This is a genomic window from Streptomyces lancefieldiae (genome assembly GCF_031845825.1).
Classification (GTDB): domain Bacteria; phylum Actinomycetota; class Actinomycetes; order Streptomycetales; family Streptomycetaceae; genus Streptomyces; species Streptomyces lancefieldiae.
Map to the genome: position 1 here is coordinate 11529 of NZ_JAVRFH010000057.1, position 26434 is coordinate 37962.

26 protein-coding genes are annotated in these 26434 nt (G+C 72.3%); 15 read left to right on the forward strand and 11 right to left on the reverse strand.

All coding sequences use genetic code 11. The annotated features are described in order from the left end of the window. Window positions 1-200 precede the first annotated feature (200 nt). From RM812_RS34565 to RM812_RS34580, 4 genes are read left to right on the forward strand one after another with little or no spacing between them, the layout of a single operon-like run. Entirely contained in the window at window positions 201-968 is a 768-nt protein-coding gene (locus tag RM812_RS34565; RefSeq protein WP_311582220.1) for a redox-sensing transcriptional repressor Rex, read from the forward strand. Beyond that, the gene (locus RM812_RS34570; RefSeq protein ID WP_311582222.1) at window positions 965-2686 is read left to right on the forward strand and encodes a glutamyl-tRNA reductase; all 1722 of its coding nucleotides are present in this window, start codon (window positions 965-967) and stop codon (window positions 2684-2686) included. Before RM812_RS34565 ends, RM812_RS34570 begins: the two co-directional genes overlap by 4 nt. Continuing rightward, on the forward strand, window positions 2683-3678 hold the full coding sequence (hemC, locus tag RM812_RS34575) for a hydroxymethylbilane synthase (protein WP_311582225.1): 996 nt from the start codon (window positions 2683-2685) through the stop codon (window positions 3676-3678). The genes RM812_RS34570 and hemC overlap by 4 nt, the downstream gene beginning before the upstream one ends. Further along, window positions 3675-5372, forward strand: coding sequence for a bifunctional uroporphyrinogen-III C-methyltransferase/uroporphyrinogen-III synthase (locus RM812_RS34580; RefSeq protein ID WP_311582228.1), 1698 nt, complete (start codon window positions 3675-3677; stop codon window positions 5370-5372). Before hemC ends, RM812_RS34580 begins: the two co-directional genes overlap by 4 nt. Before the next feature lie 84 nt (window positions 5373-5456). On the opposite strand, the gene RM812_RS34585 is transcribed toward RM812_RS34580, so the two are convergent. Beyond that, on the reverse strand, window positions 5457-5660 hold the full coding sequence (locus RM812_RS34585) for a DUF397 domain-containing protein (protein WP_311582231.1): 204 nt from the start codon (window positions 5658-5660) through the stop codon (window positions 5457-5459). Continuing rightward, window positions 5657-6496 (reverse strand): helix-turn-helix domain-containing protein, encoded by an 840-nt coding sequence (locus RM812_RS34590; protein WP_311582234.1) that lies wholly within the window; start codon window positions 6494-6496, stop codon window positions 5657-5659. Before RM812_RS34590 ends, RM812_RS34585 begins: the two co-directional genes overlap by 4 nt. 162 nt (window positions 6497-6658) lie before the next feature. On the opposite strand from RM812_RS34590, the gene RM812_RS34595 reads away from it, so the two are divergent. Continuing rightward, window positions 6659-7114 carry an ATP-binding protein gene (locus RM812_RS34595; RefSeq protein WP_311582237.1) on the forward strand — a complete coding sequence of 152 codons (456 nt, stop codon included), beginning with the start codon at window positions 6659-6661 and terminating at the stop codon, window positions 7112-7114. A gap of 63 nt (window positions 7115-7177) precedes the next feature. Here the strand turns inward: RM812_RS34595 and RM812_RS34600 are convergent, their stop codons facing one another. Then, window positions 7178-8113 (reverse strand): oxidoreductase, encoded by a 936-nt coding sequence (locus RM812_RS34600; RefSeq protein WP_311582312.1) that lies wholly within the window; start codon window positions 8111-8113, stop codon window positions 7178-7180. Between the two features lie 162 nt (window positions 8114-8275). Between RM812_RS34600 and RM812_RS34605 the strand changes: the two genes are divergently transcribed. Both RM812_RS34605 and RM812_RS34610 read left to right on the forward strand, forming a co-directional pair. Continuing rightward, window positions 8276-8950 (forward strand): TetR/AcrR family transcriptional regulator, encoded by a 675-nt coding sequence (locus RM812_RS34605; protein ID WP_311582240.1) that lies wholly within the window; start codon window positions 8276-8278, stop codon window positions 8948-8950. A gap of 309 nt (window positions 8951-9259) precedes the next feature. After that, the gene (locus tag RM812_RS34610) at window positions 9260-10171 is read left to right on the forward strand and encodes a nitroreductase/quinone reductase family protein (RefSeq protein ID WP_311582243.1); all 912 of its coding nucleotides are present in this window, start codon (window positions 9260-9262) and stop codon (window positions 10169-10171) included. Here RM812_RS34610 and RM812_RS34615 read toward each other — a convergent pair. Further along, window positions 10168-10626 carry a MarR family winged helix-turn-helix transcriptional regulator gene (locus RM812_RS34615; protein WP_311582246.1) on the reverse strand — a complete coding sequence of 153 codons (459 nt, stop codon included), beginning with the start codon at window positions 10624-10626 and terminating at the stop codon, window positions 10168-10170. The genes RM812_RS34610 and RM812_RS34615 overlap by 4 nt on opposite strands. A gap of 101 nt (window positions 10627-10727) precedes the next feature. Between RM812_RS34615 and hemB the strand changes: the two genes are divergently transcribed. Continuing rightward, entirely contained in the window at window positions 10728-11720 is a 993-nt protein-coding gene (gene hemB / locus RM812_RS34620) for a porphobilinogen synthase (protein WP_311582249.1), read from the forward strand. 43 nt (window positions 11721-11763) lie between these two features. Here hemB and RM812_RS34625 read toward each other — a convergent pair whose 3' ends face one another. After that, the gene (locus tag RM812_RS34625; protein ID WP_311582252.1) at window positions 11764-12516 is read right to left on the reverse strand and encodes a DUF4232 domain-containing protein; all 753 of its coding nucleotides are present in this window, start codon (window positions 12514-12516) and stop codon (window positions 11764-11766) included. 210 nt (window positions 12517-12726) lie between these two features. Between RM812_RS34625 and RM812_RS34630 the strand changes: the two genes are divergently transcribed. From RM812_RS34630 to RM812_RS34640, 3 genes are all read left to right on the forward strand, one after another. Further along, a complete protein-coding gene (locus RM812_RS34630) occupies window positions 12727-14079 on the forward strand; it encodes a helix-turn-helix domain-containing protein (RefSeq protein WP_311582255.1) in 1353 nt (450 codons plus the stop codon). 102 nt (window positions 14080-14181) lie between these two features. Beyond that, complete coding sequence (locus tag RM812_RS34635; RefSeq protein WP_311582258.1) at window positions 14182-15084, forward strand: SAM-dependent methyltransferase; 903 nt, start codon at window positions 14182-14184, stop codon at window positions 15082-15084. 88 nt (window positions 15085-15172) lie between these two features. Further along, the gene (locus RM812_RS34640) at window positions 15173-16441 is read left to right on the forward strand and encodes an aminotransferase-like domain-containing protein (RefSeq protein WP_311582261.1); all 1269 of its coding nucleotides are present in this window, start codon (window positions 15173-15175) and stop codon (window positions 16439-16441) included. Here RM812_RS34640 and RM812_RS34645 read toward each other — a convergent pair. The 3 genes from RM812_RS34645 to RM812_RS34655 form a co-directional block, all read right to left on the reverse strand. Beyond that, complete coding sequence (locus RM812_RS34645; RefSeq protein WP_311582263.1) at window positions 16419-16985, reverse strand: TetR/AcrR family transcriptional regulator; 567 nt, start codon at window positions 16983-16985, stop codon at window positions 16419-16421. The two genes, RM812_RS34640 and RM812_RS34645, sit on opposite strands and share 23 nt — an antisense overlap. Window positions 16986-17143: 158 nt before the next feature. Next, complete coding sequence (locus RM812_RS34650; protein ID WP_311582266.1) at window positions 17144-18532, reverse strand: amidase; 1389 nt, start codon at window positions 18530-18532, stop codon at window positions 17144-17146. Next, window positions 18519-18728, reverse strand: a complete 210-nt coding sequence (locus tag RM812_RS34655; RefSeq protein WP_311582269.1) for a hypothetical protein — start codon at window positions 18726-18728, stop codon at window positions 18519-18521. The genes RM812_RS34650 and RM812_RS34655 overlap by 14 nt, the downstream gene beginning before the upstream one ends. Before the next feature lie 126 nt (window positions 18729-18854). On the opposite strand from RM812_RS34655, the gene RM812_RS34660 reads away from it, so the two are divergent. The 3 genes from RM812_RS34660 to RM812_RS34670 all read left to right on the forward strand — a co-directional run bounded on the left by RM812_RS34660 (window position 18855) and on the right by RM812_RS34670 (window position 22141). Next, window positions 18855-20141, forward strand: coding sequence for an MFS transporter (locus RM812_RS34660; RefSeq protein WP_311582272.1), 1287 nt, complete (start codon window positions 18855-18857; stop codon window positions 20139-20141). Between the two features lie 32 nt (window positions 20142-20173). Beyond that, complete coding sequence (locus RM812_RS34665; protein ID WP_311582275.1) at window positions 20174-21100, forward strand: MBL fold metallo-hydrolase; 927 nt, start codon at window positions 20174-20176, stop codon at window positions 21098-21100. Window positions 21101-21283: 183 nt separating this feature from the next. Then, window positions 21284-22141 carry an arylamine N-acetyltransferase family protein gene (locus RM812_RS34670; protein ID WP_311582278.1) on the forward strand — a complete coding sequence of 286 codons (858 nt, stop codon included), beginning with the start codon at window positions 21284-21286 and terminating at the stop codon, window positions 22139-22141. Here RM812_RS34670 and RM812_RS34675 read toward each other — a convergent pair. Both RM812_RS34675 and RM812_RS34680 read right to left on the reverse strand, forming a co-directional pair. After that, window positions 22130-22999 (reverse strand): DUF2690 domain-containing protein, encoded by an 870-nt coding sequence (locus RM812_RS34675; protein ID WP_311582282.1) that lies wholly within the window; start codon window positions 22997-22999, stop codon window positions 22130-22132. The two genes, RM812_RS34670 and RM812_RS34675, sit on opposite strands and share 12 nt — an antisense overlap. Beyond that, window positions 22996-23799, reverse strand: coding sequence for a peptidoglycan-binding protein (locus RM812_RS34680; RefSeq protein WP_311582286.1), 804 nt, complete (start codon window positions 23797-23799; stop codon window positions 22996-22998). The genes RM812_RS34675 and RM812_RS34680 overlap by 4 nt, the downstream gene beginning before the upstream one ends. Before the next feature lie 302 nt (window positions 23800-24101). On the opposite strand from RM812_RS34680, the gene RM812_RS34685 reads away from it, so the two are divergent. Then, window positions 24102-24485, forward strand: a complete 384-nt coding sequence (locus RM812_RS34685; RefSeq protein ID WP_311582290.1) for a peptidase inhibitor family I36 protein — start codon at window positions 24102-24104, stop codon at window positions 24483-24485. 97 nt (window positions 24486-24582) lie between these two features. Here RM812_RS34685 and argS read toward each other — a convergent pair whose 3' ends face one another. Continuing rightward, entirely contained in the window at window positions 24583-26340 is a 1758-nt protein-coding gene (argS, locus tag RM812_RS34690; RefSeq protein ID WP_311582315.1) for an arginine--tRNA ligase, read from the reverse strand. Between the last annotated feature and the right edge of the window lie 94 nt (window positions 26341-26434).

Sequence of the window (26434 nt, forward strand, 5' to 3'; positions counted from 1 at the left end):
CCCCGATGGGAGAGGAACGCGTGTGCGCGTGCGCCGGTTCCCGGTTCGCGCGCCGGGGGCGCGTGAGCCCGGTCACGTTGGCCGGGCAAATCGGACACCATCTTTGTGCACGCGTTCACAAAGACATAGCCTGCATTCGACGGGGCGGTCATGTAGGGACGTATGACCGCCTACAGCCCCGCTCTACCCGCAGGAGCACCGTGGCAACTGGCCGAACACACCGACCGGCGACCCGCAGCCGAGGGATTCCCGAGGCCACCGTCGCCAGGCTTCCGCTGTACCTCCGAGCCCTCACCGCACTGTCGGAGCGCTCGGTGCCCACGGTCTCCTCCGAGGAGCTGGCGGCCGCGGCGGGAGTCAACTCCGCGAAGCTGCGCAAGGACTTCTCCTACCTCGGCTCCTACGGGACCCGGGGCGTCGGCTACGACGTCGAGTACCTCGTCTACCAGATCTCCCGCGAACTCGGCCTGACCCAGGACTGGCCGGTCGTGATCGTGGGAATCGGCAACCTCGGCGCCGCACTCGCCAACTACGGCGGGTTCGCCTCCCGTGGGTTCCGGGTCGCCGCGCTCATCGACGCCGATCCGGGGATGGCCGGAAAGCCCGTCGCCGGCATCCCGGTGCAGCACACCGACGAGCTGGAGAAGATCATCCAGGACGACGGTGTCTCGATCGGTGTGATCGCGACCCCCGCCGGTGCCGCCCAGCAGGTCTGCGACCGGCTCGTGGCCGCCGGTGTCACCTCCATCCTGAACTTCGCGCCGACCGTGCTGAACGTCCCGGAGGGCGTCGACGTGCGCAAGGTCGACCTCTCCATCGAGCTGCAGATCCTCGCCTTCCACGAGCAGCGCAAGGCGGGCGAGGAGGCCGCGGCCGACCCCGGTGTCGCGCCGCCCGCCGTCGCCCGCAAGCAGCACTCCACCGACCAGGGACCCGACGGGGACGTGCCCGCCGTGATGCCGGCATGAGCCTCCTCGTCGTCGGACTGAGCCACCGCAGCGCCCCCGTCAGCGTCCTGGAGCGGGCCTCCCTCAGCGCGGACGCGCAGTTCAAGCTGCTCCAGGACACGGTCGCCGCCGAACCGGCCACCGAGGCCGCGGTCCTGGCCACCTGCAACCGCATAGAGCTGTACGCCGACGTGGACAAGTTCCACGCCGGTGTCGCCGAGCTGTCCACGCTGCTCGCCCAGCACAGCGGGGTCGGCCTGGAGGAGCTCACTCCCCATCTCTACGTGCACTACGAGGACCGCGCCGTCCACCACCTGTTCTCGGTGGCCTGCGGGCTCGACTCGATGGTGGTCGGCGAGGGCCAGATCCTCGGTCAGATAAAGGACTCCCTGGCCCGCGCCCAGGACCTGCACACCGCCGGACGGCTCCTCAACGACCTGTTCCAGCAGGCGCTCAGGGTCGGCAAGCGCGCCCACTCCGAGACCGGCATCGACCGCGCCGGCCAGTCCCTGGTCACCTTCGGCCTGGAGCAGCTGGCCGCGGGGGCGGACGTGCGGCAGTGGGCCGCGGGCAAGAAGGCCCTGGTCATCGGCGCCGGCTCGATGTCCTCGCTGGCCGCCGCCACGCTGGCGCGCGCCGGGGTCGCCGAGATCGTCGTCGCCAACCGCACCTTCGAGCGCGCCGAGCGGCTCGCACAGATCCTGACCGAGGGCGACGACACGGACGTGCTGGCCCGCGCGGTACCGATGGACTCGGTGCCGGGCGAGCTGACACGTGCCGACGTGGCCGTCTCCTGCACCGGTGCGACCGGGCTCGTCCTCACGGCGGACGCCGTGGCGGCGGCGGTGGAGGGCCGGACCGGCGCGGTTGTCACGGAGTCCGGCACGGACCGCCGTACGGCCCCGGACGCCGGGCCGGCCGGGTCCGCGGCCGCGCTGCCGCCCACGAGCGTCGGCACCGACGAGAACTGCCCGCTCGACCTGTCCGCCGTACCGACCGGCTTCTCCGTCATGGGGGAGGCCGCCGTGGCCGGCATGGACGCGGCGACGCTGGAGCAGCACGGGGCCTGGGCCGCGGGCGGGACAGCCGTGGACCGGCCGCGCGAGGCCGGGCGACCGGGTCCCGAGGCGGACGCCGAGCTGATCGGCGCGCTCGCCGCGACGGCCGCGAGCGTGGGACGCATCCCCGAGCGGCGCCGCCCCGAGCCGGTCGCCGAGGTGCCGCGGCCCGAGCCCGTCCTCTTCCTGCTCGACCTCGCCATGCCGCGCGACATCGACGCCGCCGCGCACCGGCTGGCCGGGGTGCGCCTGGTGGACATCGAGTCGCTCGCCGACGCGTCGGCCGACGCACCGATGGCCGCCGACGTCGACATGGTCCGCCGGATCGTCGCCGACGAGGTCGCCGCCTTCGGTGCCGCCCAGCGGGCCGCGCACATCACGCCGACCGTCGTCGCGCTGCGCAGCATGGCCGCCGACGTCGTGGCCGGTGAGATCGCCCGCCTCGAAGGACGGCTGCCGGGGCTCGACGACAAGCACCGCGCCGAGATCACCCAGACCGTCAAGCGTGTGGTCGACAAGCTGCTGCACGCGCCGACGGTACGAGTCAAGCAGCTCGCCGCCGAGCCCGGCGGTGCCGGGTACGCGGACGCGCTGCGCACCCTGTTCGACCTCGACCAGGAGACGGTGGCCTCCGTCTCCCGCGCCGAGAACAGCACTGAGAAGAACCGAGGGCCGGCATGACTGAGAAGGCACTGAGGCTGGGGACCAGGCGGAGCAAGCTCGCCATGGCCCAGTCCGGCCAGGTGGCGGACGCCGTGAGCCAGGTGACCGGTCGGCCCGTTGAGCTGGTCGAGATCACCACGTACGGCGACACGTCGCGTGAGCACCTGGCGCAGATCGGCGGCACGGGGGTGTTCGTGGCCGCGCTGCGCGACGCGCTGCTGCGGGGCGAGGTGGACTTCGCGGTTCATTCGCTCAAGGACCTCCCCACCGCGGAGCACGAGGGCCTGGTGGTGGCCGCCGTACCCGAGCGCGAGGACCCGCGGGACGTGGTCGTCGCCCGGGACGCGCGCAAGCTCACCGACCTGCCCCGCGGGGCGCGCATAGGCACCGGCGCGCCGCGGCGCATGGCGCAGCTGAACGCGTACGCCCGCACCCATGGGCTGGAGATCGAGACGGTCCCGATCCGGGGCAACGTCGACACCCGCATCGGATACGTCCGCAGTGGGGAGCTCGACGCCGTCGTGCTGGCCGCCGCCGGACTGAACCGGGTCGGACGCATCGACGAGGTGACCGACTTCCTGTCGGTCGACACGGTTTTGCCGGCTCCCGGCCAGGGGGCCCTGGCGATCGAGTGCACCGCGGCCAACGCGGATCTCGTCGCCGCGCTCGCCGAGCTCGACGACCCGTTCACGCGGGTCGCCGTAACGGCCGAGCGGTCACTGCTCGCCGCCCTGGAGGCCGGTTGCAGCGCACCCGTGGGCGCGCTGGCCGACCTTCCCCCACTCTCGGCTCCGCTCGAGCGGGGGGACCCCCAGGCCGACGGGCAGATTGTCAAGGAAATGCGCCTGCGCGGCGTCGTCGGCACGACCGACGGCTCGACGCTGGTGCAGTTGTCCACCACCGGTCCCGTGCCCGAGACGCACGAGGCGGCGCTGGCACTCGGTCGCGAACTCGCCACCGAGATGCTCGCCCAGGGCGCGGCCGGTCTGATGGGGGAGCGAGCACATTGAGCCCCACCACCTTTCCCGCCGGTCCGGAACACGGGCACGTCACCTTCCTCGGTGCCGGACCCGGAGATCCGGGACTGCTGACTCTGCGCGCCGTGGAGGCGCTGGCGCACGCGGACGTCCTCGTCGCCGAGCACGAGGTGCTCGACGTCGTACGCACGCATGCGCGGCAGGGCGTGGCCGAGATGCACACGGATGCCGATCCGTCGGATCCGGGCGCAGGCACGCCCCAGCTGACGGTTGTTGACGGCGCGTCAACGACCGTCGGCATCCCCGCTGTGCGGGATGCCGCACATCTTGTCATGGAGGCCGCGCGGGGCGGCAGGCGGGTCGTGCGTGCGGTGACCGGGGACCCCGGGCTCGACACGGACGCCGCCGAGGAGATGCTGGCGTGCGCGGCTGCCGGGGTGCCCTTCGAGGTGGTCCCCGGGATCGCGAACGCCGTCGGCGTGCCCGCGTACGCCGGTGTGCCGCTGCGGGACGCCGAGGGCGCCGACGTGCGGTTCGTGGACGCCCGTACGGCGTCGGCCCGCTGCTGGACCGAGGTCGGCGCCTCCGACGGTACGGTCGTGGTGTCGACGACGCTCGACTCGGTGGCCGCGGCCGCCGGCGAGCTGGTGTCGGCCGGCCGCAAGCCGGACACCCCGCTGACGGTGACCATCGCCGGTACGACGACGCGGCAGCGCACCTGGTCGGCGACGCTCGGCACGGTCGCGCAGACGCTGAAGCAGGCGAAGGTGCTGCCGTCCCCCGACGGTGGCCGGCCGGTCATAGCCGTGGTCGGTGAGCGCTCCGCCGCCGCTCGGCGCGACCAGCTGTCGTGGTTCGAGTCCAAGCCGCTGTTCGGCTGGAAGGTCCTCGTGCCGCGCACGAAGGAGCAGGCGGCGTCGCTCTCCGACCAGCTGCGGTCGTACGGGGCCGTGCCGCACGAGGTGCCGACCATCGCCGTCGAGCCGCCGCGCACGCCCCAGCAGATGGAGCGGGCCGTCAAGGGCCTGGTGACGGGCCGGTACGAGTGGATCGCGTTCACCTCGGTCAACGCGGTGAAGGCGGTCCGGGAGAAGTTCGAGGAGTACGGTCTTGACGCCCGTGCCTTCGCGGGCATCAAGGTCGCCGCGGTGGGCGAGCAGACCGCCAAGGCCCTCATCGCCTTCGGCGTGAAGCCGGACCTGGTCCCGAGCGGCGAGCAGTCGGCGGCGGGTCTGCTGGAGGACTGGCCGCCGTACGACCCGGTCTTCGACCCGATCGACCGGGTCTTCCTCCCCCGGGCCGACATCGCCACGGAGACCCTGGTCGCCGGGCTCATCGAGCTGGGCTGGGAGGTCGACGACGTCACCGCCTACCGGACGGTGCGCGCCTCGCCGCCGCCGGCCACGACGCGGGAGGCGATCAAGGGCGGTGGCTTCGACGCGGTGCTCTTCACCTCGTCGTCCACGGTGCGGAACCTGGTCGGCATCGCCGGCAAGCCGCACAACGTCACGGTGATCGCCTGCATCGGCCCGGCGACCGCCAAGACGGCCGAGGAGCACGGGCTGCGGGTCGACGTCATGGCTCCCGAGCCGTCCGTCCACAAGCTGGCGGAGGCCCTGGCCGACTTCGGCCTGCGCCGCCGCGCGGCGGCCGTGGAGGCCGGGGACCCGGTGACGCGACCGAGCGAGCGACGGCCGGGGGCGCGGAGGCGTCGGTCGACGACCTGAGGTGACGTGAGGTGAGACGGGGGCGCTCTTTCGGGCGCCCCCGCCGCTGTTTCGGAGACGACTCCGGTCGTCGAGCTCGCTCCGTCAGTGTCCGGAAACGTACGGCAGGAAGGTTGCCCAGGTGGCGGGGGCGAGCGTGAGGCGGGGGCCGGTGGGGTTCTTCGAGTCGCGAACGAGGATGTTCTCGGGGGCGGCGGCAACCTCGACGCAGTCGGGGCCGTCGGAGGTGCTGTAGCTGCTCTTTATCCATTCCCGCTGGGTGCCAGTTCCAGCTGCTTTGAGCGTCATTTCCTAGTCTCTCCCAGTACCTTCTCGATTAGGGGCAACGAGTCCTGTGGACTGAGAGCCTGGGCGCGCAGAGCTCCGTAGCGAATGTCGAGGACCGTCGTCTCCTTGGGGTCAGCCGTCACGCGGCTGCTGAGGGGCGATTCGCTGAACGCGACGGTGGCGCCTCCCTTGAGCTTGAGCAGTCGGAACGAACCACCGGTTCCGGAGTTGACCTCCCGGTCCAGGGGAAGCACCTGAAGGTCCACGTTGCGCAACCGGGCCACCTCCAACAGCCGTTCGAGCTGCTGGCGCATCGCCATCCTGCCTCCCATGGGCCTGAGAAGCGTTGACTCGCACTGCACAAAGCTGAAGACGCGCCGCCCGGTCATGAGATCAAGGATCCCCTGTCGTGCCAAGCGTGCTGCGACTTGCTGCTCAACCTCGTCCTCGGTGAGCACCGGTCGATGTGCGTTGAAGACGGCCCGTGCGTACTCCTCGGTCTGCAACAACCCGTGGATGACGGAGTTGTTGTACGCCCCCAGCTCGACTGCCTCCGCCTCCAGCTTCTTCAAGTCCCGTACCTTCTTTGGATACCGGACCTCTGCCACGTCCTGCTTGAGCGCCGCAATCCTGCCCCCGGCACCCAAGGCCTCGTCCGCCGAGTCCAGATACTCCGGCCGAGGAATCCGCCGCCCCCGCTCCACCGACGAGACCAGTTCCTCCCCGTACCCGATGGCCGCGCCGAACTCCGCCTGGGTGAGGCCGGCGGATTCGCGCCACAGCTTCAGTTGCCGTACGACCGTGCGCATCACCGCCCCGGCCTCTTCGTCCTCGAGCCCCGCTTCCCAGTCGCTCATGCCGCCGCCCTCCCGCCGCGTGTCCTTCCCCGGACCAACCTCCGGCCGCCACGGCCGGTCACCCCGGGCAGCCCGGACGGAACCGGACGCACCTCGGACAGCCACCGACCGCACGGGCCGGCCGCCTTCACAGCGTAGGCGCGCATGAACACGCTGGGTGACATGAATCAGGGAATCTCCACCCAGCGCCTCCCGCTGCACCAGTTCTCGGTGCCCCTGTCGGCCACGCGCCGTGGCGCACGACTGGCCCGGCTGCTCGCGACCGAGAAGCTGCTGGCGTGGGAGCTGCCGTTGGACCCGGCCCGGCTGATCGTGGCCGAACTCTCGGCGAACGCCGCCCTGCACGGCCGTGTCCCCGGCCGGAGCTTCCGGCTCGCGCTCTCCGTGGTCCCATCGGGCGCACTCCGTATCGAGCTGACCGATACCCGAGGTGACCGGCTGCCGGTCGGGCCCACGGCGACCCTCGACGGGAACGCGGAGTCGGGATACGGGTTGCTTCTCGTCGAAGGGCTGGCGGACCGTTGGGGCGTACGGTGCGGGCCGGTGCCGTGCAAGACCGTATGGGCGGAACTGGACCTCGTCCCCCAACGACTCGGTTCAGTCGGCCGGCCTGTGTGACAGCCGTGTGCGACGCGCGGATGCCACGGAGCGCGGGCGGACTGCTCGGGCCGAAGACGGACCCTAGAGGGCGGCCCCGGCTTCGAGGTCGAAGGGGACACCTGTGAGCTGCTCGCTCGCCGCCCACAACCGCCTGCCCTCCGCGGGGTCGTCGGCGCCTGTGGGGAGCTTGGCGGGCTTGGGGGTGCCGGAGGTCTGGTCCCGTCCGGCGGGGCCGATGAACGCGCCCGACTGGACGTACGGGCTGGTCGCCGCGTAAAGGGACGGCCAGGCCGCACCCTCGGCCGAGCCCATGAGCAGGCGCGCGGCGATCGGGGTGACCATGCGGCTCAGAGTGTCGGTGCCGTGCTGCTGCAGGCCGGTCATCGCCGACCCCGGGTGGACGACGAGCGCCTTGACGGGGCTGCTCGCAGTGCGGCGCGCGAGTTCGAGGGTGTAGACGATGTTGGCGCGCTTGGACTTGGCGTAGGCGCCCATGGCGCGGTAGCTCTTCTCGCTCATCAGGTCGTCCAGCCTGCCCATCGGCCACCGCGCCGCGATGGCGCTGACGGTGACCACGCGGGGTGCGGACGAGCGGCGCACGGCGGGCCAGACCTGGGCGTCGAAGGCGAAGTGGCCGAGGTGGTTGGTGCCGACCGTCATCTCGAGGCCGTCGTGGGTGGTCCGCCGCTCGGGCAGGTTCATCACGCCGGCGTTGTTGAGGAGCAGGTCGACCGTCTCGGTCTCGGCGATTCGGGTGGCCGCGTCGCGGACGGAGGAGAGGTCGGAGAGGTCGAGCACGAGGGTGTCCGTCCGGGCCTCGGGGGTCGCGGCGCGTACGGCCTCCGCGGCCTGGCCCAGCTTGGCCCGGCTGCGGCCGGCCAGGATGACGCGGGCCCCGTGCCGGGCGAGCGCGCGGGCGGTCTCGAGTCCGATCCCGCTGTTCCCGCCGGTGATCAGCGCGGTGCGGCCGGTCAGATCGGGCATGTCGTCGGGAGTCCAGTGGTTCACCGTTGTCAGCTCCTCGGATTCGTTGCCGCGCCAGACCACGTCGTCCGCCCAGAGTTGGTCGACAACGTCGATGAAGCCCCTTTTGCAGACCGGTGGTCTGTTCGGCTGGGGCCCCAACATAGAAGACCACCGGTCTGATGTCAAAAGACCGGCAGTCTGTAACCTGGGGGCATGACGAACTTCCAGCGCGCGCGCAGTGAGGAGCAGCGTGAGGTACGGCGCCGGGCCATCCTCGACACCACCGCCGCCATGCTCGAGGAGATGTCCATCGGCGAGATCAGCCTGAACGAGCTGAGCCGCCGCGTCGGGCTGGCGAAGTCCAATGTGCTGCGCTACTTCGAATCGCGTGAGGCGATCCTGCTGGAGCTGCTCGACCGTGCCTGGCGGCAGTGGGTGGCCGACCTGCCCGCCCTCGTGCACGCCGGCATCGACCAGGACGCTCCGGTGAGCCGGCGTGCGGAGCAGTTCGCCGCCGTCGTCGCGGGCTCCCTCGCCGGGCGCCGGGTCCTGTGTGACCTGCTGAGCGCGCAGGCGGGCGTACTGGAACACAACGTTTCCCCGCAGGTGGCCGCCCGCTACAAGCGCGCGGCCGTGGCCAACGTCACCGACATCGCGGCGTTGACCCACCAGCACCTTCCTGAGCTGGGCGACAGTGCGCCGCAGTTGACCGCAGCCATGATCATGAACGTCGGAGCCGTGTGGACGCACGCACGGCCCTCCCCGGCGATGCTCGCCGCCTACGAAGCCGACCCCTCACTGACCGCGTTCAAGCTGGACTTCGTGACTGTGCTGCGGGAGATGCTGGCCACGCTCACCGCGGGCACCATCGCCCGCGCCTCCGCCTGAGCCCGGTTCTGCCTTCCGGATGTGCGCAGGGGTCGAGGACCTGCCGCAGGCGGTCCACGGGCGTTGACAGGTGATCGACGGGTGCGTGTAATGAGAGCGGTGCCGCGTGGCGCCGGTCACAGAGCAGTGGGCCGGCCGGCGATCGGGCGAGCGCCCTTCACCCAAGGGGTACGTGATGAGTTCCCACTCCGCGCCCTGACATGACGTAGCGCGTCCGCACGTCGTTGTCGTTCTTCTCTCTTCTCTCTTCGCCCCTTTCCGGCACCGTGCCGCGCGTCGCGGCCCGCCGTCATGGAGACATCGCACCGTATGCCCACGTCTGTCCCGTCTTTCCAGCAGTCCGTCATCGACGAGTTCCGCGCCAACGAGGGGAAGGTCGGCGGTCCCTTCGAGGGCGGTGACCTGCTTCTGCTCACGACCACCGGTGCCCGTTCCGGGGTTTCGCGGACCACCCCGCTCGGTTACGTCCGCCACGGGGGCTCCCTCCTCGTGGTGGGGTCCAACCTGGGTGGGCCGCGCCACCCCGGCTGGTACCACAACCTGCTCGCCCACCCCGTGGTCCGGGTGGAGGTCGGCACCCGGTCCTTCGAGGCACTGGCCGTGCCCGCCGAGGGGGCGCGGCGCGAGGAGTTGTTCGCGTACGTCGTGCGGGCGGCGCCCGGTTACGGCGACTACCAGGCCGCGACCAGCCGCCTGCTGCCGGTGGTGGTGCTGGAGCGGGCGGAGCCCGAGGGGTGGGAGGGGCCGGGCGAGGTCCGCACCCTCGCCGACAAGCTCCTGGAGGTCCACACCTGGCTGCGGGGGCAGTTGCGGCAGGTGCGGGCCGAGACCGACCTGCACTTCGCGTCCCGGGGGGCCGCCGGTACGGCACCGGGCCTCGGGTTGCAGATCCGGCAGCGGTGCCTGGCGTTCTGTCAGGCGCTGGAGTTCCATCACGTCAGTGAGGACGGGCACCTGTTCCCCGGGATCGCCCGGCATCACCCCCATCTCGCGGAGACGTTCGACCGGCTCGCCGACGAGCACCGCGCGGTCGCCCGCCTCCAGGACGGGTTGGCGGCCCTGCTGGCCCCTGTCGCCATCGCCGATCCGGCGCGCTTCCGGGCGGAACTGGAGGAGATGTCCTCACAGCTCGACGCGCACCTGGACTACGAGGAAGAGGCGCTGCTCCCGCTGCTGGCCGACGTGCCGTGGCCCCCGGCCGGGCCCCCGGCCGCGCCCTAGTGGTGCCAGGCCCTTCCGCCCGTGTTGTGGATGAAGCGCTGGAGCACCTTCATGGTGGTCAGGTACTCCTCGTCGGAGATTCCGGCGTGGCGTTCCGTCCACAGGTCTTCCTGGAGGGCGGCCGCCTTCTCGTGGAAGGCGCTGCCCTCGGGTGTGAGGGTCAGCCGGCCGTCGGGGTGCTCGGTGATCCAGCCGGCGGTGATGGTCGCGTCGATCTCCGCCTCCATCGTCTGCGGGCCCGTGTCGAGGTAGTTCCGCAGGATGCGGGAGACCTCGTCGCGGGTCTTCGGGGTGTCCGCGCGGGCGACCTGGGCCAGGGTCCACCACTGCGGCTGGGTCGTGCCGATCTCGGCGAGGGCGGCCCGGGTGCGGGTGACGACGGCCTTGTAGGCGGCCCAGCTCCAGTAGCCGATGGGCTGCTGGATCAGTTCGGCGTCGGTGTGTGTGTACTCCATGGCGCCGACCGTAGGAGCTCAAGTTCGCTTGAGGTCAAGCGTCGCCCGGGCCGACTCCGCGTCGGCAAAGGCACGGGTGGGGCGGGCGTAGCGTAGGTGGTATGTCGACGTACGGTTCCTTTCCCGGCACCCGGCCCCGGCGGCTGCGGAGCACTCCTGTCATGCGTCGGATGGTCGCCGAGACCCGGTTGCACCCTGCCGACTTCATCCTCCCCGCGTTCGTGCGCGAGGGCGTGAGCGAGCCGGTGCCGATCGCGGCGATGCCCGGGGTCGTGCAGCACACCCGCGACAGCCTGAAGAAGGCCGCCGCGGAGGCGGTCGAGGCGGGGATCTCCGGGATCATGCTGTTCGGCGTGCCGGAGGAGGCCAAGAAGGACGCCCTCGGGACCACCGGCACCGATCCGGACGGGATCCTCCAGGTCGCGCTGCGCGACGTGCGGGCCGAGGTCGGGGACGAGCTGCTCGTCATGTCCGACCTGTGCCTCGACGAGTTCACCGACCACGGGCACTGCGGTGTGCTCGACGCCCAGGGGCGGGTGGACAACGACGCCACGCTCGAGCGGTACGCCGAGATGGCGCAGGTCCAGGCCGACGCGGGTGCCCACGTGGTGGGGCCCAGCGGGATGATGGACGGGCAGATCGGGGTCGTCCGGGACGCGCTGGACCAGATCGGGCGGGAGGACGTCGCCATCCTCGCCTACACGGCCAAGTACGCGTCCGCCTTCTACGGACCCTTCCGGGAGGCCGTCGGGTCCTCGCTGAAGGGGGACCGGAAGACCTACCAGCAGGACGCCGCCAATGTGCGGGACTCGATGCGGGAGGTGGCCCTCGACCTGGAGGAGGGCGCCGACATGGTGATGGTCAAGCCGGCCGGTCCCTACCTCGACATCGTGGCCAAGGTCGCCGAGGCCGTGGACGTGCCCGTCGCCGCCTACCAGATCTCCGGCGAGTACTCGATGATCGAGGCCGCCGCCGAGAAGGGCTGGATCGACCGTGACCGGGCCATCCTCGAGTCGCTCACCGGCATCAAGCGGGCCGGTGCGCGCAACATCCTGACCTACTGGGCCACCGAGGTCGCCCGCACGCTGCGCTGAGCATTCTCGGCCGGCCCTTCGTGCAGCGGGTGCTTGGCCCCCTTCAGTGCTCGAGGGCGTTGTCGATGCTGGTCTGCCAGTAGGTCACCGACAGCTTGCTGTCGACGACCACGCCGGAGGGCAGGGCGACGTTGGCGATGGAGTCGTCGTCGAAGGGGATCCTGAGGGTGTTCACGCTGATGGGCTCCCCGCCGCTGCCGTCGGCCGCCGTCAGCAGCACCCCGGCGTAGGCGGTCTCACCGGGACCGACTCCGGCCACCGAATGCGGCTGGGACTCCTCGATGACCGGCGGCACGGACTGGGCCTCGCCGAAGCGCGCCACCGGGTACGGCGGCAGCATGCACGTCTTCGAGCCGGTGCTGGTGGCGGTCAGCAGCAGGTGGTTGATCGGGCGGGACACCTTCGTCGCGGTGATCTTCACGTCGGACGCGGAGCACTTCCCCGGCATCTCCGGGTCGTCCTGGTCACCGGCGTTCGAGCCGGAGCCCGACGAGCCGGAGCCCGACGAGCCGGCCCCCGACGAGCCGGCCCCCGACGAGCCGGCCCCCGACTTGTCCGAGCCGGTGGAGCCGTTCGCGGCGTCGGCTCCCTTGCCGCCGTCCGCCTCGCCCCCACCGGTGGACGGCTTGGCCTGTCCGCCGGTCGGGGCGGAGGAGGCCGGCGTGGAGGAGGTGGACGAGGGGGCCGCGGCGCCCGTGTCCGTTCCGTCGTCGCCCTCGCAGGCCGTCAGGGCGAGCGCGGCCAGCGCGACCGTGGTGGCGGCGAACAGGCGAGTGCGGGTGGTGCGTGCGGACATGAGGTAAGCCCCTTGGGATGGAGTTGAGGTGAGCCGCTCGACGGTTCGCCGGGGGCGGCTGCTTGGATGACCACAGCTTGGGCCCGGAGCCGTCCCAGTCGCCAGCGCTGCCGGGACATGCGGGATACTGGGACGCGGGGATCGGCTCTGACCTGCGGGAACGGTGTCCCGCCGGGATGCTGTACGGGGATACGGGAAGAGGGAGAAACGGTGGCGGGGGACGATTTCGCGGGACTGCTGCGGGAGCTGAAGGAGCGGTCCGGGCTCAGCTACGGGACACTGGGCAAGCGCCTGCACATGAGTGCGTCCACACTCCACCGCTACGTCAGCGGGGAGGTCGTGCCCGTCGAGTTCGCGCCCGTCGAACGCCTCGCCCGGGCGTGCCGGGCGACACCCGAGGAACTGCTCGAACTCCACCGCCGCTGGATCCGCGCGGACGCTCTGCGCGGCGTGAAGAGGTCGCAGGAGACGGCGGGGGAGACGGAAAAGAGGGAGACGGCGGAAGCCGACGTGCCCGAGGCCGCCGGAGTGTCCGAGGTCGCCGTCGAGGGGAAAGACGCACCGCCCGCCCCTGACGCACCGCCAGTCCCCGGTGCGCCACCCGCCCCTGACGCGCCGTCGGCCCTTGACGTACCGTCCGCTCCCGCACCCGTCGAACGACGTCGTCGAGTACCGCGCGCCGCCCTCTACGCCGCGACCGGCGTCGCCGCCGTGGCTCTCGTCGTCAGCCTCCTGCCTGGCATGGGCGACGGGGAGGAGCCGCACGGTCCGACCGGCGCCGACGCCGGAACCTCCGTGTCGGTGACCGGGACCGCCACCCGGTCGGGGTCTCCCAGCGCGAGTGTCTCTCCGTCCCCGTCGTCCGCCTCGCCGTCCGCGTCCGCATCGGCGTCCTCCGTGCCCTCCCCGTCCGCGACGCGCCGGAGCACCGCCTCGCCGAGCGGCCGAGCCCCGGGGAACAGCGGCCCCGCGCTCACCGTGTCGACCACCCCGTACTACTGGAGCGCCCCCTGCGAGCAGGCCTTCCTGGTGGACCGCAGCCCCCAGAACGTGCTGCGTCCGCCCGCCCAGGCGGACGTGGCCGGCTGGGTCGCCGCCTTCGGCGCGGTCGCCGCCGACCGGCAGATGACCATGTTCACCGTGCAGGGCACCGGTCCGGAGACCGTGGTCCTGGAGGACCTGCACGTCCGTGTGGTGGACAGCAAAGAGGCGCTGGACTGGAACCAGTACGCCATGGGCATCGGCTGCGGCGGCGAGGCGAGCACCAAGTCCTTCGACGTCGCCCTCGACCTGGGCAACCCCCTGGCGATGCCGATCGCCGGACAGAGGGACTTCCCGTACACGGTCAGCGAGTCCGACCCCGAGCTCTTCTACGTCAACGCGCACACCAGCGACCACGACGTGAGGTGGTACCTGGAACTGGAGTGGTCCAGTGGCGGCCGGCAGGGCATCCTGCGGATAGACGACCACGGCAAGCCGTTCCGCACCAGCGCCGCCAAGGACAGCTCCTACTACGGGCAGCCGCTGGGCAGTGATGCCTGGGAGTATTTCCCGGGCGAGTGAGCCGAGGCGGGGCGGTGAGCGGGGCGGGAGGCCGGGCACCGACAAGTGGGCCCGAGAGTTACGTTGTTGACCACACAACGCTTCGCTCGTCAGGAGACGCCCATGCCCGGTGACGCCCTCGGCCAGGACCCCGCGGAGCCGAGATGGAGGATCGACAGCAGCAAGGCGCACCCGGCCCGCGTCTACGACGTCTTCCTCGGCGGCAAGGACCACTACCCCGCCGACCTCGACGCGGCCGCCGCCGGGCTCGCCGCCAACCCCCGCGGTTACCTCGACGTACGGCACAACCGCGACTTCCTGCGGCGCGCGGTCTCCACGCTTGCCGGGAAGCACGGCATCCGGCAGTTCCTCGACATCGGCACCGGCCTGCCGACCGCGGAGAACGTCCACCAGATCGCCCAGCGCATCGCCCCCGAGTCGCGGGTGGTCTACGTCGACAACGACCCGGTCGTCCTGGCCCATGCCCGCGCCCTGCTCACCAGCGGCCCCGAGGGGCGTACGGACTACATCGACGCCGATCTGAAGAGCCCGGACCGGATCCTCGAACAGGCCGCGCTGACCCTCGACTTCGACCGGCCGGTCGCACTGTGCCTGGTCGCGATCCTGCACTTCGTGGACGACGAGGAGGCGTACCCGATCGTCCGCGAGCTGATGGAGGCGCTGCCCGCCGGCAGCCGGCTCGTGCTCAGCCACCTCACCGACGACCTCAACCCGGAGAACATCCGCGCGGTCCGGCGGACGTACACCGCGCGGGGCTTCACGTTCGTGCTGCGCTCCCGCAAGGACGTCGAGCGCTTCTTCACGGAGAACGGGCTGGAGCTCGCGGACCCGGGTGTCGTCCCGGTCCACCACTGGCGCCCGGACCACGCCGCCCCGGTGCCGGAGCAGCCGGAGGCGTCCTACCTGGCGGGCCTCGACGACATCGAGAGGGTCCGCTACAGGGACATCAACGACGTCACGGACGCCGACATCAACGTGTACGGCGGGCTGGGCGCCAAGGTCTGACGGGGCTGCGTACCGGCGTTCGCTCGGACGCGTGTCCGCATCACGGAAACCTGCCTGTAGGCGGCACGTATTTCCCTAGGCTGCGCGCATGACCTCGACCGAGACCGTGCCCGCCGACCTCGCCCCCCTGCCCGCGCTCGCCGCGAGGGCCCGGTCGACCGGCGGTTCGCCCGTACGGGACATCCTCGCCGTCACCGCCCGCCCCGAGGTGATCAACTTCGCGGGCGGGCTGCCGGCCCCGGAGCTGTTCGACGCGGAGGGCATCGCCGCCGCGTACCGGGCCGTTCTCACCGAGGCGCCCGCGCGGGCACTCCAGTACTCCACCACCGAGGGCGAACCCGTCCTGCGGGCCGCGCTCGCCGCGCGCACCTCGGTGCGCGGCCTGGCCACCGACCCCGACGACCTCCTCGTCACCACCGGCTCGCAGCAGGCCCTGTCCCTGCTCTCCACCGCGCTGCTCGAACCGGGCGACACCGTCCTCGTCGAGAGCCCCTGCTACCTGGCCGCCCTCCAGGCCTTCGGCTTCGCGGGCGCCCGGGTCGTCGCCGTGCCCGGTGACGAGCACGGGATGGACCCGGGGGCGCTGGAGGAACTGGTGGTGCGCGAGCGACCCAAGCTGCTCTACACCGTCCCCACCTTCCAGAACCCGACCGGGCGCACCATGTCCGACGCCCGCCGCGCCGCCGTGGCCGAGATCGCCGGACGGTGCGGGCTGTGGATCATCGAGGACGACCCGTACGGGGAGCTGCGTTTCGAGGGCGAGCGGGTGCCGTGGATCGCCTCCTACGACGGCGCCCGGGACCGCACCGTGCTGCTCGGCTCCTTCTCCAAGGTCATGGCGCCCGGCCTGCGCCTCGGCTGGCTGCGGGCACCCGGCGCACTGCGCCGGGCCTGCGCGGTGGCCAAGCAGGCCGCCGACCTGCACACCCCGACCGTCAACCAGCTCGCCGCCGCCCGGTACCTGGCCGACCGGGACCTGGACGCCCACGTCGCACGCGTCGCCGCCGCCTACGGCGCACGCCGGGACGCCATGCTCGCGGGCCTGGCGGACGCCCTCCCGGCGGGGTCGGCCTGGACCCGTCCGGAGGGCGGCATGTTCCTGTGGGCGCGCCTGCCGGAGCGGTACGACACCACGGCCCTGCTCCCCGAGGTGGTCCGGCACGACGTGGCGTACGTCCCCGGCGCCCCCTTCCACGCCGGTGAACCCGACCGGGCCACCCTGCGGCTGTGCTTCGTGACGCAGACGCCGGACGTGATCGCGGAGGGGCTGCGGAGGCTGGGGGCGGCGCTGCGCGGGCGTCGTCCCGGTCCCGGCGCCCGCGAAGGCGTTCGGGTCAGCGATCGGCCGATCCGGTGAGGCCTGCCACCAGCTGACGCGCGTACGCGGTGTCGAGCCCCTCCGGGCGGAAGAGGATGCGGTACATGATGGGAGCGACGACGCGGTCGAGGACCGTCTCGACGGAGGGTGTGTTCTCCTCGCGGCCGGCCGCGCGGTCGAGGACGACGTCGATCTGCTCGGCCGCGTAGGCCGAGCACTGGCCGGCGTTGCTGCCGTCCGGGTCGCCGAGCAGGGCGTCGCGGATGTAGGCGCGGCCCGTGGGGGCGGACATCTCCTCGAGGAACTGCTCGGCCCAGGCCTCCAGGTCGGCCCCCAGGCTTCCCTTGTCCTGCGGCGCCGTCTCGGGACGCAGGCGCTCGACGGCCACGTCCGACAGCAGCTCCTGGAGGTCGCCCCAGCGCCGGTAGATCGTGGACGGCGTGACTCCGGCGCGGGCGGCCACGAGGGGGACCGTGAGCGCTTCGCGGCCCATCTCCGCTTCCAGTTCGCGCACGGCGGCGTGCACCGACGCCTGCACCCTGGCGCTGCGCCCACCGGGGCGCACCATTGCTTTTCGGCTCATGGATCCACCTTAAAGCAAATAAGTTGCTTCAAGGGTTCACCCTGCTTCCGGTCTCGGCACCCGCCTCCGGTCTCGGCACCCGCCTCCGGTCTCGGCACCCGCCTCCGGTCTCGGCACGCGGCCCCGGCCGGTGCGGCCGGGGCCGCTCGCTCAGTTCGTCATACCGCCGCCGGCTGACGCGCGGGCTGGGTCTGCTCGTACGCGTGGCCGACGCGCAGCAGCACCCGCTCGCCGAGGGGCCGGCCGAGCAGTTGCATGCCGATGGGCAGGCCTGCCGTGTCGTGGCCGACCGGTACGGACAGCGAGGGCACCCCGGTGATGTTGGCGGGGGCCGAGAGGCGTACGTAGGCGTCGGAGACACCCTCGACGGTGCCGTCCGGCCAGGTGATCGTCTCGTCGTCGGCCCTCACCGCGGTGGCCGGGACCGTCGGGGCGGCGATCACGTCGACCTCCTCCAGCAGGCGCGCCCACGCCTGCCGCATGAGGGTGCGCGAGCGCTGGGCGCGCAGGTAGTCCCCGGCCGGCATCAGCTCACCGGCTTCCAGGAGGACGCGTACGTCGGCCTGGTACAGCTCGGGGACGGTACGCAGGGTGCGCTCGTGGTAGGAGGTGGCCTCCGGCACCATCAGGCCCCACTGGGTGGCCTGGATGTAGCGCGTCATGGGGATCTCGACCTCGACGAGGTGTGCGCCGAGGCTCTCGAGCTCGGCCACGGCGCGCCGTACGGCGGCCTCGACCTCCGGGTCGACGTGGTCGAAGTAGTAGTTGCGCGGTACGCCGACGCGCAGCCCTGTCAGTTCCGGGGCGCCGACCGGCCGGTAGTCGGGGTCGGAGGTGGCCAGGGAGGCAGGGTCGCGGGGGTCGTGGCCGGCCAGGGCGGTCAGGGCCAGGGCGGCGTCCTCGACGGTGCGGGTGATCGGGCCGACGTGGTCCAGCGACCAGGACAGGGACGTGACCCCGTGACGGGGGACGAGGCCGTAGGTCGGCTTGAGGCCGACGACACCGTTGAGTGCGGAGGGCACCCGGATGGAACCGCCGGTGTCGGTGCCCAGCGCGAAGGTCGCGGCGCCCGCGGCCACGGCGACGGCGGACCCGCCGCTCGAGCCTCCGGCGACCCGGTCCGGGTCCCAGGCGTTGTTGGTCTGCGGGGTGGTCAGGCCGTAGGCGAACTCATGGGTGTGCGTCTTGCCGACCAGGACCGCGCCGGCCGCGTCCAGACGGGCGGCGACCGTGCTGTCGGCCTGTGCCCGGTGGTCCGCACGGACCCGGGAGCTGGCCGTGGTGGCCGCGCCGGCCACGTCGATCAGGTCCTTCAGTCCCACGGGGATGCCGTGCAGCGGGCCGTGCGGGCGGCCGGCCGCGACGTCCCGCTCCGCCTCGCGTGCCGCGCGGCGGGCCTGCTCCGCGGTGACGGCGGCATAGGCCCCCAGACGCGGCTCGACCTTCTCGATGCGGTCGAGGACGGAGTCCACCAACTCGACGGGGGACAGCGTCCGTGCCCGGATCGCGTCAGCGGCCTGGGCGAGGGACAGCTCATACGGCTGCATCGTTCTTCTCCTCCCCGACGCGGTAGGCGGCGGCAGGCGGGGTGTCCCCGAAGTCCAGTTCCCGCAGGACCGCGACGACGGAGTGGATGTGGTTGGCGGTGGCGGCCACCGCGGCGTGCCGGTCGCCAGGCAGCGGGAGTCCGGCGCGGTCGGCCCAGAGGGCCGCCTCCGGTGGCGTGAGTTCGGCAGCGGACATGAAGGTTCTCTCCTGATCGGTGGGGCGATGGAGCATCCCGCGTCAAAAGCTAAAGGTTTGCTTTAAGTGACACTAGAGCCTACGGTTCCTTAAAGCAAACCAATTGCCTTTAACGAAAGGAGCCCCATGTCCAGCGCCACGTCGGACGCCACCGCGTCGTGCCCCCGCTCCGCCGCCCGCACCAGCGCGGGGATCCGCGCGGCTTCCTTCGCCCTCGACGCGTCGATCGTGGCCGCGCTCCTGGCCGCATCCAGTGCTCCGACGCCGCTGTACCCCGTCTACCAGGACCAGTGGGGTCTCAGCGCCCTGACCGTCACGGTGGTCTTCAGCGCCTACTCCCTGACGCTGCTGGTGGCCCTGCTCACCGCCGGGGCGCTCTCCGACCACCTGGGGCGGCGCCCCGTCCTGGTCGGCGCCCTGCTCATGGAGGCGGCCTCCATGCTGCTCCTCGCCTCGGCGGACGGCGCCGGGCCACTCGTCGCCGCGCGCATCCTGCAAGGGGCGGCCACGGGAGCGGCCACCAGCGCCGCGGGCGCCGCCCTCCTCGACCTCGAGGACCCCCGGCGTCCCGGCAGGTCAGCCCTGACCAACAGCATCGCCCCGGTCGTCGGCATGGCGGCCGGCGTACTGGCCTCCACCCTGCTCGTCCGCTACGTCCCCGCACCCACGGCCACCGTGTACGTTCTCCTGGCGGCACTCTTCACCGCCCAGTCGATCGCGGTCGTCCGGACGCCGGAGACGGCCCACCCGCACCCCGGCGCGCTGCGCTCGCTGCGTCCGCGTCTCGCCGTACCGACCTCGGCACGCCGCGCCCTGCCGGCAGTCGGCGCCGGAGTCGCCGCAGTCTGGGCACTGGGCGGTTTCTACTCCTCCCTGGGACCGGCGCTCGTGCGTCTGGTCGCCCCCGGCGCCCCGCACGCGCTCGCCGGGATGGTCTTCTTCGTCGTCAGCGCCACGGCCGCGCTCACCGTGTGGACGCTGCGCGGGACCGCGCCGCTCGCCGCCGCCACCGGCGGGACCCTGGTGGTCATCCCCTCCACGGCCCTCAGCGTGCTCGGTCTGCACGGCGCCGGCCTGACCGCTGTCTACAGCGGCGCGGCGCTGGCCGGCATCGCCTTCGGCGCCGTCTCCCAAGGCGCGCTGCGCATGATGCTCACCTCGCTCGACGGAGGGGACCGCGCCGCGACCCTGGCCGCCTACTACGTCCTCAGCTACCTGTCCATGAGTCTGCCCGCCATCGCCGCGGGCGCCGCCACCCAGCGCTTCGGACTGCGGACCACTTCCCTCACCTACGCCCTGGCCGCCGCTCTCCTCGCCGTCGCGGCGGCGGCAGCACTCACCGTGTCCCGGCGACGACAGCGCTCACCGCGTCCCGGCGCACGGCACTCGACCGCAGACGACCGCCTCCGCTGAACACCACTGAGAACAAAGGAAAACGACAGACCATGAACACCGCACCGGTCATCGGGACCACCGCCACCCCCTCCTGGACCGTGGGCGATGTCACCGTCCACCGCATCGACGAGATCCCTCTGCCGCCGGCGACCGGCCCCTGGCTGCTGCCGGACGCCACCACGGACGTGGTCAAGCAGCAGGAGTGGCTGCACCCCGACTTCGCCGACCACGACGGCGTGCTGCACCTCGACAGCCACAGCTTCGCCCTCACCGTCGGCGGGCTGCGCATACTCGTCGACACCGGGATCGGCAACGGCAAGGAGCGGGCCAACCCCGCTTGGCACCAGCTGCGGACCGACTTCCTCGAGCGCCTCACCGCCGCCGGTTTCCCGCCGGACTCCGTCGACCTGGTGATCCTCACCCACCTGCACGCCGACCACGTCGGCTGGAACACGCGGGAAGTGAACGGCGAGTGGGTCCCCACCTTCCCCGACGCCCGCTACGTCACCTCCCGCGTCGAGCGGGAGTTCTGGGCCACGTACGCCATGGAGGAGGCGCGCAAGCAGATGTTCCGCGACTCCGTGGTCCCGGTCGAGGAGGCGGGGCTGCTCGACCTCGTCGACGTCCCGGCCGAGGGGGTCGAGGTCGCCCCGGGCCTGCGCCTGCTGCCCACGCCCGGCCACACTCCCGGCCACATCGCCGTCGAGCTGACCAGCCGGGGCGAGTCGGCGCTGATCACCGGCGACTGTGTCCACCACCCGGTCCAGATCGCTCACCCCGCCATCGGCGCATGCGTCGACATCGACCCGCAGCTGGCCGTGGCCTCGCGCCGCGAGCTGCTCGGCTCCCTCGCCGACACGGACACCCTGGTCCTCGGCACCCACTTCGCGCCGCCCACCGCCGGCCGCGTGATCACCCACGAGAACGCCTACCGGCTCGCGCCCCTCGCCGCCGCCCCGCAGACCGTGCCGCACTGACCGAGCCACCGGCCCGCGGGTGACCGTCGGTGCGCGGCGAGGCGTCGGACGGCGCCTCGGGCATCGTGCGCGAGATGCGGTCGGGGACGGCGGTGCGGCCCGGGACGTGTTCGGGAATCGTCAGGCAGGCCCTGGGACCAAAGGCCGAGGCGAGGGAGCAGCACCCCCACGTACGGTGATCCCATGGCTGACAGCGCACGGACGACGACGCCCTTCGACCTCGGCGCGTACCTCGACCGGATCGGCTGGGAGGGGGAGCGGCGGCCCGACGCGGCCACGCTCCGGGGTGTGCACCTCGCCCACCTGAGGGCCATCCCGTTCGAGAACCTCGACGCCCTCGGCGGTACGGCGCCCTCCCTCGACCTCGCCGACCTGATGGCCAAGCTGGTCCACGGCCGCCGCCGCGGCGGCTACTGCTACGAGCACAACACGCTGTTCGCGGCGGCCCTGGAGGCGCTGGGCCTCCGGGTGACCCGGCTGACCGCGCGGGTCGTCGTCGGCGCGGACCGCGTCGAGGAGCGCCCGCGCACGCACATGGCCCTCCTGGCCGAGATCCCCGGCGACCCGCGGCCGTACCTGGCCGACGTCGGTTTCGGCGCCATCGGCTCCCTGCTGGAACCGGTGCCGCTGACGGCGGACACGGAGTTCCACGACGCCTCACGCCGGCACCGACTGGTGCACGTACCGCACCGGGGGCCGCTGGAGATGTGGGCGCTGGAGGCGCACGAGGCCCGCGGAGGGGCTTCGGAGGGCGGCTGGGTGGCGCAGTACGCCTTCACCCTGGAGCCGTTCGAGCAGCCCGACTACGAGGTCATCAACTGGCACATCGCCACGAACCCGCGCTCCCCGTTCTCCCGCCGCCCGTACGTCCAGCGCCTCACCGCGGACGGGCACCTCCTGCTCGACGGCGACCGCCTCACCGAGACCCGCGCCGACGGCACGGTCACCGAGCGCAGGCCGGCGGACGAGACGGAGGCCCGGCGCATGCTGGCGGAGGACTTCGGCATCGACGTGCCCGAGGGCCTGACGCTACTGAGGTGAGGGCGGCGGGGTCGTGGCGGCCGGGTGCACGCGGGCATCGACGCACTCCCGTTCCGCGTCGGCCGACGCGGGCCGGAAGCAGGCCCGCACGACGGCTCCGGGGCGGGCCGCGGTCATGGTGGTGTACACGTAGGACTCGGCGTCGACCTCGTCCGCGATCTCCGCGCGGCGGGTCGGGCCGCCCGCCGTCACCTCCAGCCGGTCGCCGACGTCCGTGGCCCACATCCGGGCCCAGCCGGCCCGGCACTGGTCGCTGTAGCGCAGCTCCACCCGGGCTCCGGTCGCGGTGCGGTGCGTGGCGAGGGTGTCGGGGCCGGTCCCGCAGTACATGTGCATCGGGTCCCGGCCCTCACAGGCGGTGCCCCGGCAGCGGGGGCCCGGGGCAGACGGCGCGGACACCGCGGATCCCGGCCCGTCCGGTCGGTGCGGCAGCAGGAGGAGCGCCGAGGCGACGCCACCCACGGCGAGGGCACACACCGCCACGACCACCGCGACCAGTCTTCCCCCGCGGAGCGACGACCGCGGGTCCCCGGCCGGCCGCGGCGGGGCGTCCTCGGACCGCGACTCCGACCGCTGCCGTGGCCCCGGCTCGGGAGGGGCGGGGGCGGGCCGGGCCGCGCGCCCGCTCCACTCCGACTCCGCGATCTCCCACAGCGCCAGCAGCCGCCCGTCCGGCTCCCGGGCGAGCCGGCACAGGTCCTGCACGGCCTGGCGCGGCGGCATGGTCTTGCCGTTGAGATAGCGCTCCCAGGACGACTTGCTGTACGCCGTGCGCTCCGCCAGCCCCGCCAGGCTCAGACCCGTGCGCGTCCGCAACTCCCGCAGCGCCGCGGTCAGCCGGGTGCGTTCCGGTGTCACGTCGGCGCCTTCCCCCGCAGCGCCTTCCAGGTGTGCGGGCCGATGATGCCGTCCACGACCAGCCCGTCCCGCTTCTGGACGCGCTTGACCGCGCGCTGCGTCAGCGGGCCGTAGATCCCGTCGACCTCACCCGGCGAGATGCCCGCCCGGCGCAGCAGACACTGCGCCTCGGCCACCTCCGGCCCGGCGTGGCCGTACGCCACGATGGCCTCCCGCGTCCGGCTGTTGCCCGCGTACCAGCGGCCGTCGACCCGCTTCACCCGGCAGGTGTAGGTGACCGGCGAGCGGGATCCCCCCGCGGTGGCCTGGGCGGCCGTGGCCGCCGGCGCGGGGCCGTGGCCGTGGGCGTGGTCGCCGGAGCCGCCGGTGAGCCGCACGGCCAGCAGGACGCTCGCGGCGACGGCCAGTACCAGGGTCACCGCACCCGCCACGACGGCGACGCGCGTCGGACGCCGCCGGGCCTGCTCGCCGGTGGGCGCAGGCGGCTCGGCCACCGCGGTCTCCGACTCCGCGGGCGGCACGGCGCCGCGCGGGGGCGCCCAGCGTTCGGCGGCGACCTCGTGCAGCGCCAGCAGCCGGGCCGGATCGTCGCCGGTGACCCGGGCCGTCGCCTCGACGGCCTCCCGGGGCGGCAGCGACCGGCCGTTGAGATACCGCTCCCACGACTTCGCGCTGTACCCCGTCTTCGCGGCCAGTTGCCGCGTACTCAGTCCGGCGTGGTCCTTCAGGCGCCGCAGTCGCACCACCAACTGGTGGACGCGCGGATCAAGTTCGGCGGGCAGCTCTTTCCAACGCGACATGTTCCCCCACTCGCGTCCGGGCTCGCTGGGCCGGGCCCCGTTTGCCCGGCATCATTCTGCATCAGCGTCCACGACGCACACCGGACGGCGGTTCCCTCACCCGTACGGTGTCGGCCGACCGCCCGCCACGGCCGTCCCGCCGCACCGACTCGTCGGGCGGCGTCCTCGCAGGTCGACGGATGGGACGTCCCACGAGTCCGTCACTTGAGCGGCAACTGTGGCGACGGCTGCCCCGCGCCCCGCAGTCTCGTTGCGGAGCCGGCCGATGCGGGCCGGCCCACCGACCTCGAAGGGGGAACAGCATGAACATCACCAGGAAGCTCGCCGTCGCGGCCACCGGCGTCGTGATGACGGGCGGTCTGCTGGCAGGAAGCGCGGGGGCCGCCGGGGCGGCACCGGCTGCGCCGGCGGCGGCGAGCGACTGCCCGTCGGGCTGGTTCTGCGTGTGGTCCGGCAAGAACTACACCGGCAGGATGCAGAAGGTCGAGGGGAACAACGCGGACCTGACCAAGTTCGTGGTCTTCCAGGGCTTCAAGTCCTGGTACAACCACGGCAAGTCCTGTGACTACGAGTGGTACGACAAGACCAACTACCGCGGAAACAGCGCCGTCCTCGCGAAGGGCACCAAGGGAACCGGCGACGCGGTCTGGTTCCAGGACTCCAACAAGTGGGTCAACTGCCGCTGACCCACGGCCCTGACCGACCCCGCACACCGGCGCGGCCCGTCCTCCCCCGGGGGAGAGGACGGGCCGCGTGCCGTGTGCCGTGTGCCGGCGGCAGGTGTCAGAGCCGCTCGGGCGTCCGGATGCCCAGCAGCGCCATGCCCCGGTGCAGCGTGCGGGCCGTGACGTCGCACAGGAAGAGGCGGTTCTCCACCTGCTCCGGCGTCTCGGCCTTCAGGACCGGGCACTTGTCGTAGAAGGTCGTGTAGAGGGACGCCACCTGGTACAGGTACGCCGTCAGCTTGTGCGGGGCGTACTCCGCGGCCGCCTCGAAGACCGTGTCCCCGAACGCGTCCAGGTGCAGGCCCAGCGCCCGCTCCGCGTCGTGCAGGTCGAGCTCCGGGTGCGCGGCGGGGCGGACCTCGCCGGCCTTGCGCAGGATGGACTGGATCCGGGCGTAGGCGTACTGGAGGTAGACGGACGTGTCGCCGTTGAGCGAGACCATCTGGTCCAGGTCGAACTTGTAGTCGCGGTTCGGCGACGTCGACAGGTCCGCGTACTTCACGGCCCCGATGCCGACCTGCGCGGCCCGCTCCTGGATCTCCTCCTCGGTGAGGTCCCGTGCCTTCTCCCGGACGACCTCCGCGGCCCGCTGCACCGCCTCGTCCAGCAGGTCCTCCAGCCGCACGGTCGCGCCCTCACGCGTCTTGAAGGGCTTGCCGTCCGCGCCGAGCACCGTGCCGTAGCCCATGTTGTGCGCGGTGACGTCGTCGTTCAGCCAGCCGGCCCGGCGGGCCGTCTCGAAGACCATCCTGAAGTGCAGCGACTGGCGTACGTCGACGACGTACAGCAGCGTGGTCGCGTGCAGGTCGACGACGCGGTTGCGGATCGCGGTCAGGTCGGACGCCGCGTAACCGAAGCCGCCGTCGGCCTTCTGCACGATCAGCGGGACCGGCTGGTCGTCCTTGCCGCGGATCTCGTCGAAGAACACCACGAGCGCGCCCTCGGAGCGCACCGCGACGCCCATCTCCTCCAGGAGGCGGGCGGTCTCGGGCATGCCCTCGTTGTACGCGGACTCGCCGACGATCTCCTCGTCGCGGATCTCCATGTCGAGCTTCTCGAAGACGGAGTAGAAGTAGACCTTCGACTCGTCCACGAACTGCTGCCACAGTTCGAGCGTCTCCTTGTCACCGGACTGGAGGGCGACGACCCGCTTGCGGGCCCGGTCCTTGAACTCCTCGTCCGAGTCGAAGAGCGCACGCGACGCCTTGTACACGCGGTTCAGGTTGCTCATGGCCTGCTCGCCGTCGACGTCGGCCGCGGGGGCCAGCTCGCCGGGGTGCTCGAACAGGTACTGGATGAGCATGCCGAACTGGGTGCCCCAGTCGCCGATGTGGTGCCGGCCGATCGTCTTCTCGCCGGTGAAGTCGAGCATGCCGCGCAGGGCGTCACCGATCACGGCGGAGCGCAGGTGGCCGACGTGCATCTCCTTCGCCACGTTCGGCTGGGCGTAGTCGACGACCGTGACGCCCGCGTTCTCCTTCAGCGGCACGCCGAGGCGCTCGCCGTCCGCGTACCGCGCGGCGAGGTTGCCGATGATCGCCCGGTCGCCGACCGTGATGTTCAGGAAGCCGGGTCCGGAGACCTCGACGTCCTTGATCAGATCGCCGGTGGTGATGTGCGAGACGACCTCGGTCGCCAGCTCCCGCGGGTTCGCCTTGGACTTCTTGGCCAGGGCGAGGATGCCGTTGGCCTGGTAGTCCGCCCGGTCGCTTCGTCGCAGCAGCGGGTCCGCGCCGGCGGCCTCCGGCCGGGTGGCCGTGAGGGCGGACGCGAGGTGCTGCTGGACGGAGTCGCTGAGGGACGTGACCGAGGCCATGGAGTGGCTGCCGTTCTGCTCGGGTTCCTGGAGTACTACGGAAACCGAGTATCCCACGCGGTGAAAAGCGGTTTTCGCGGATGCGGCCCGGGCT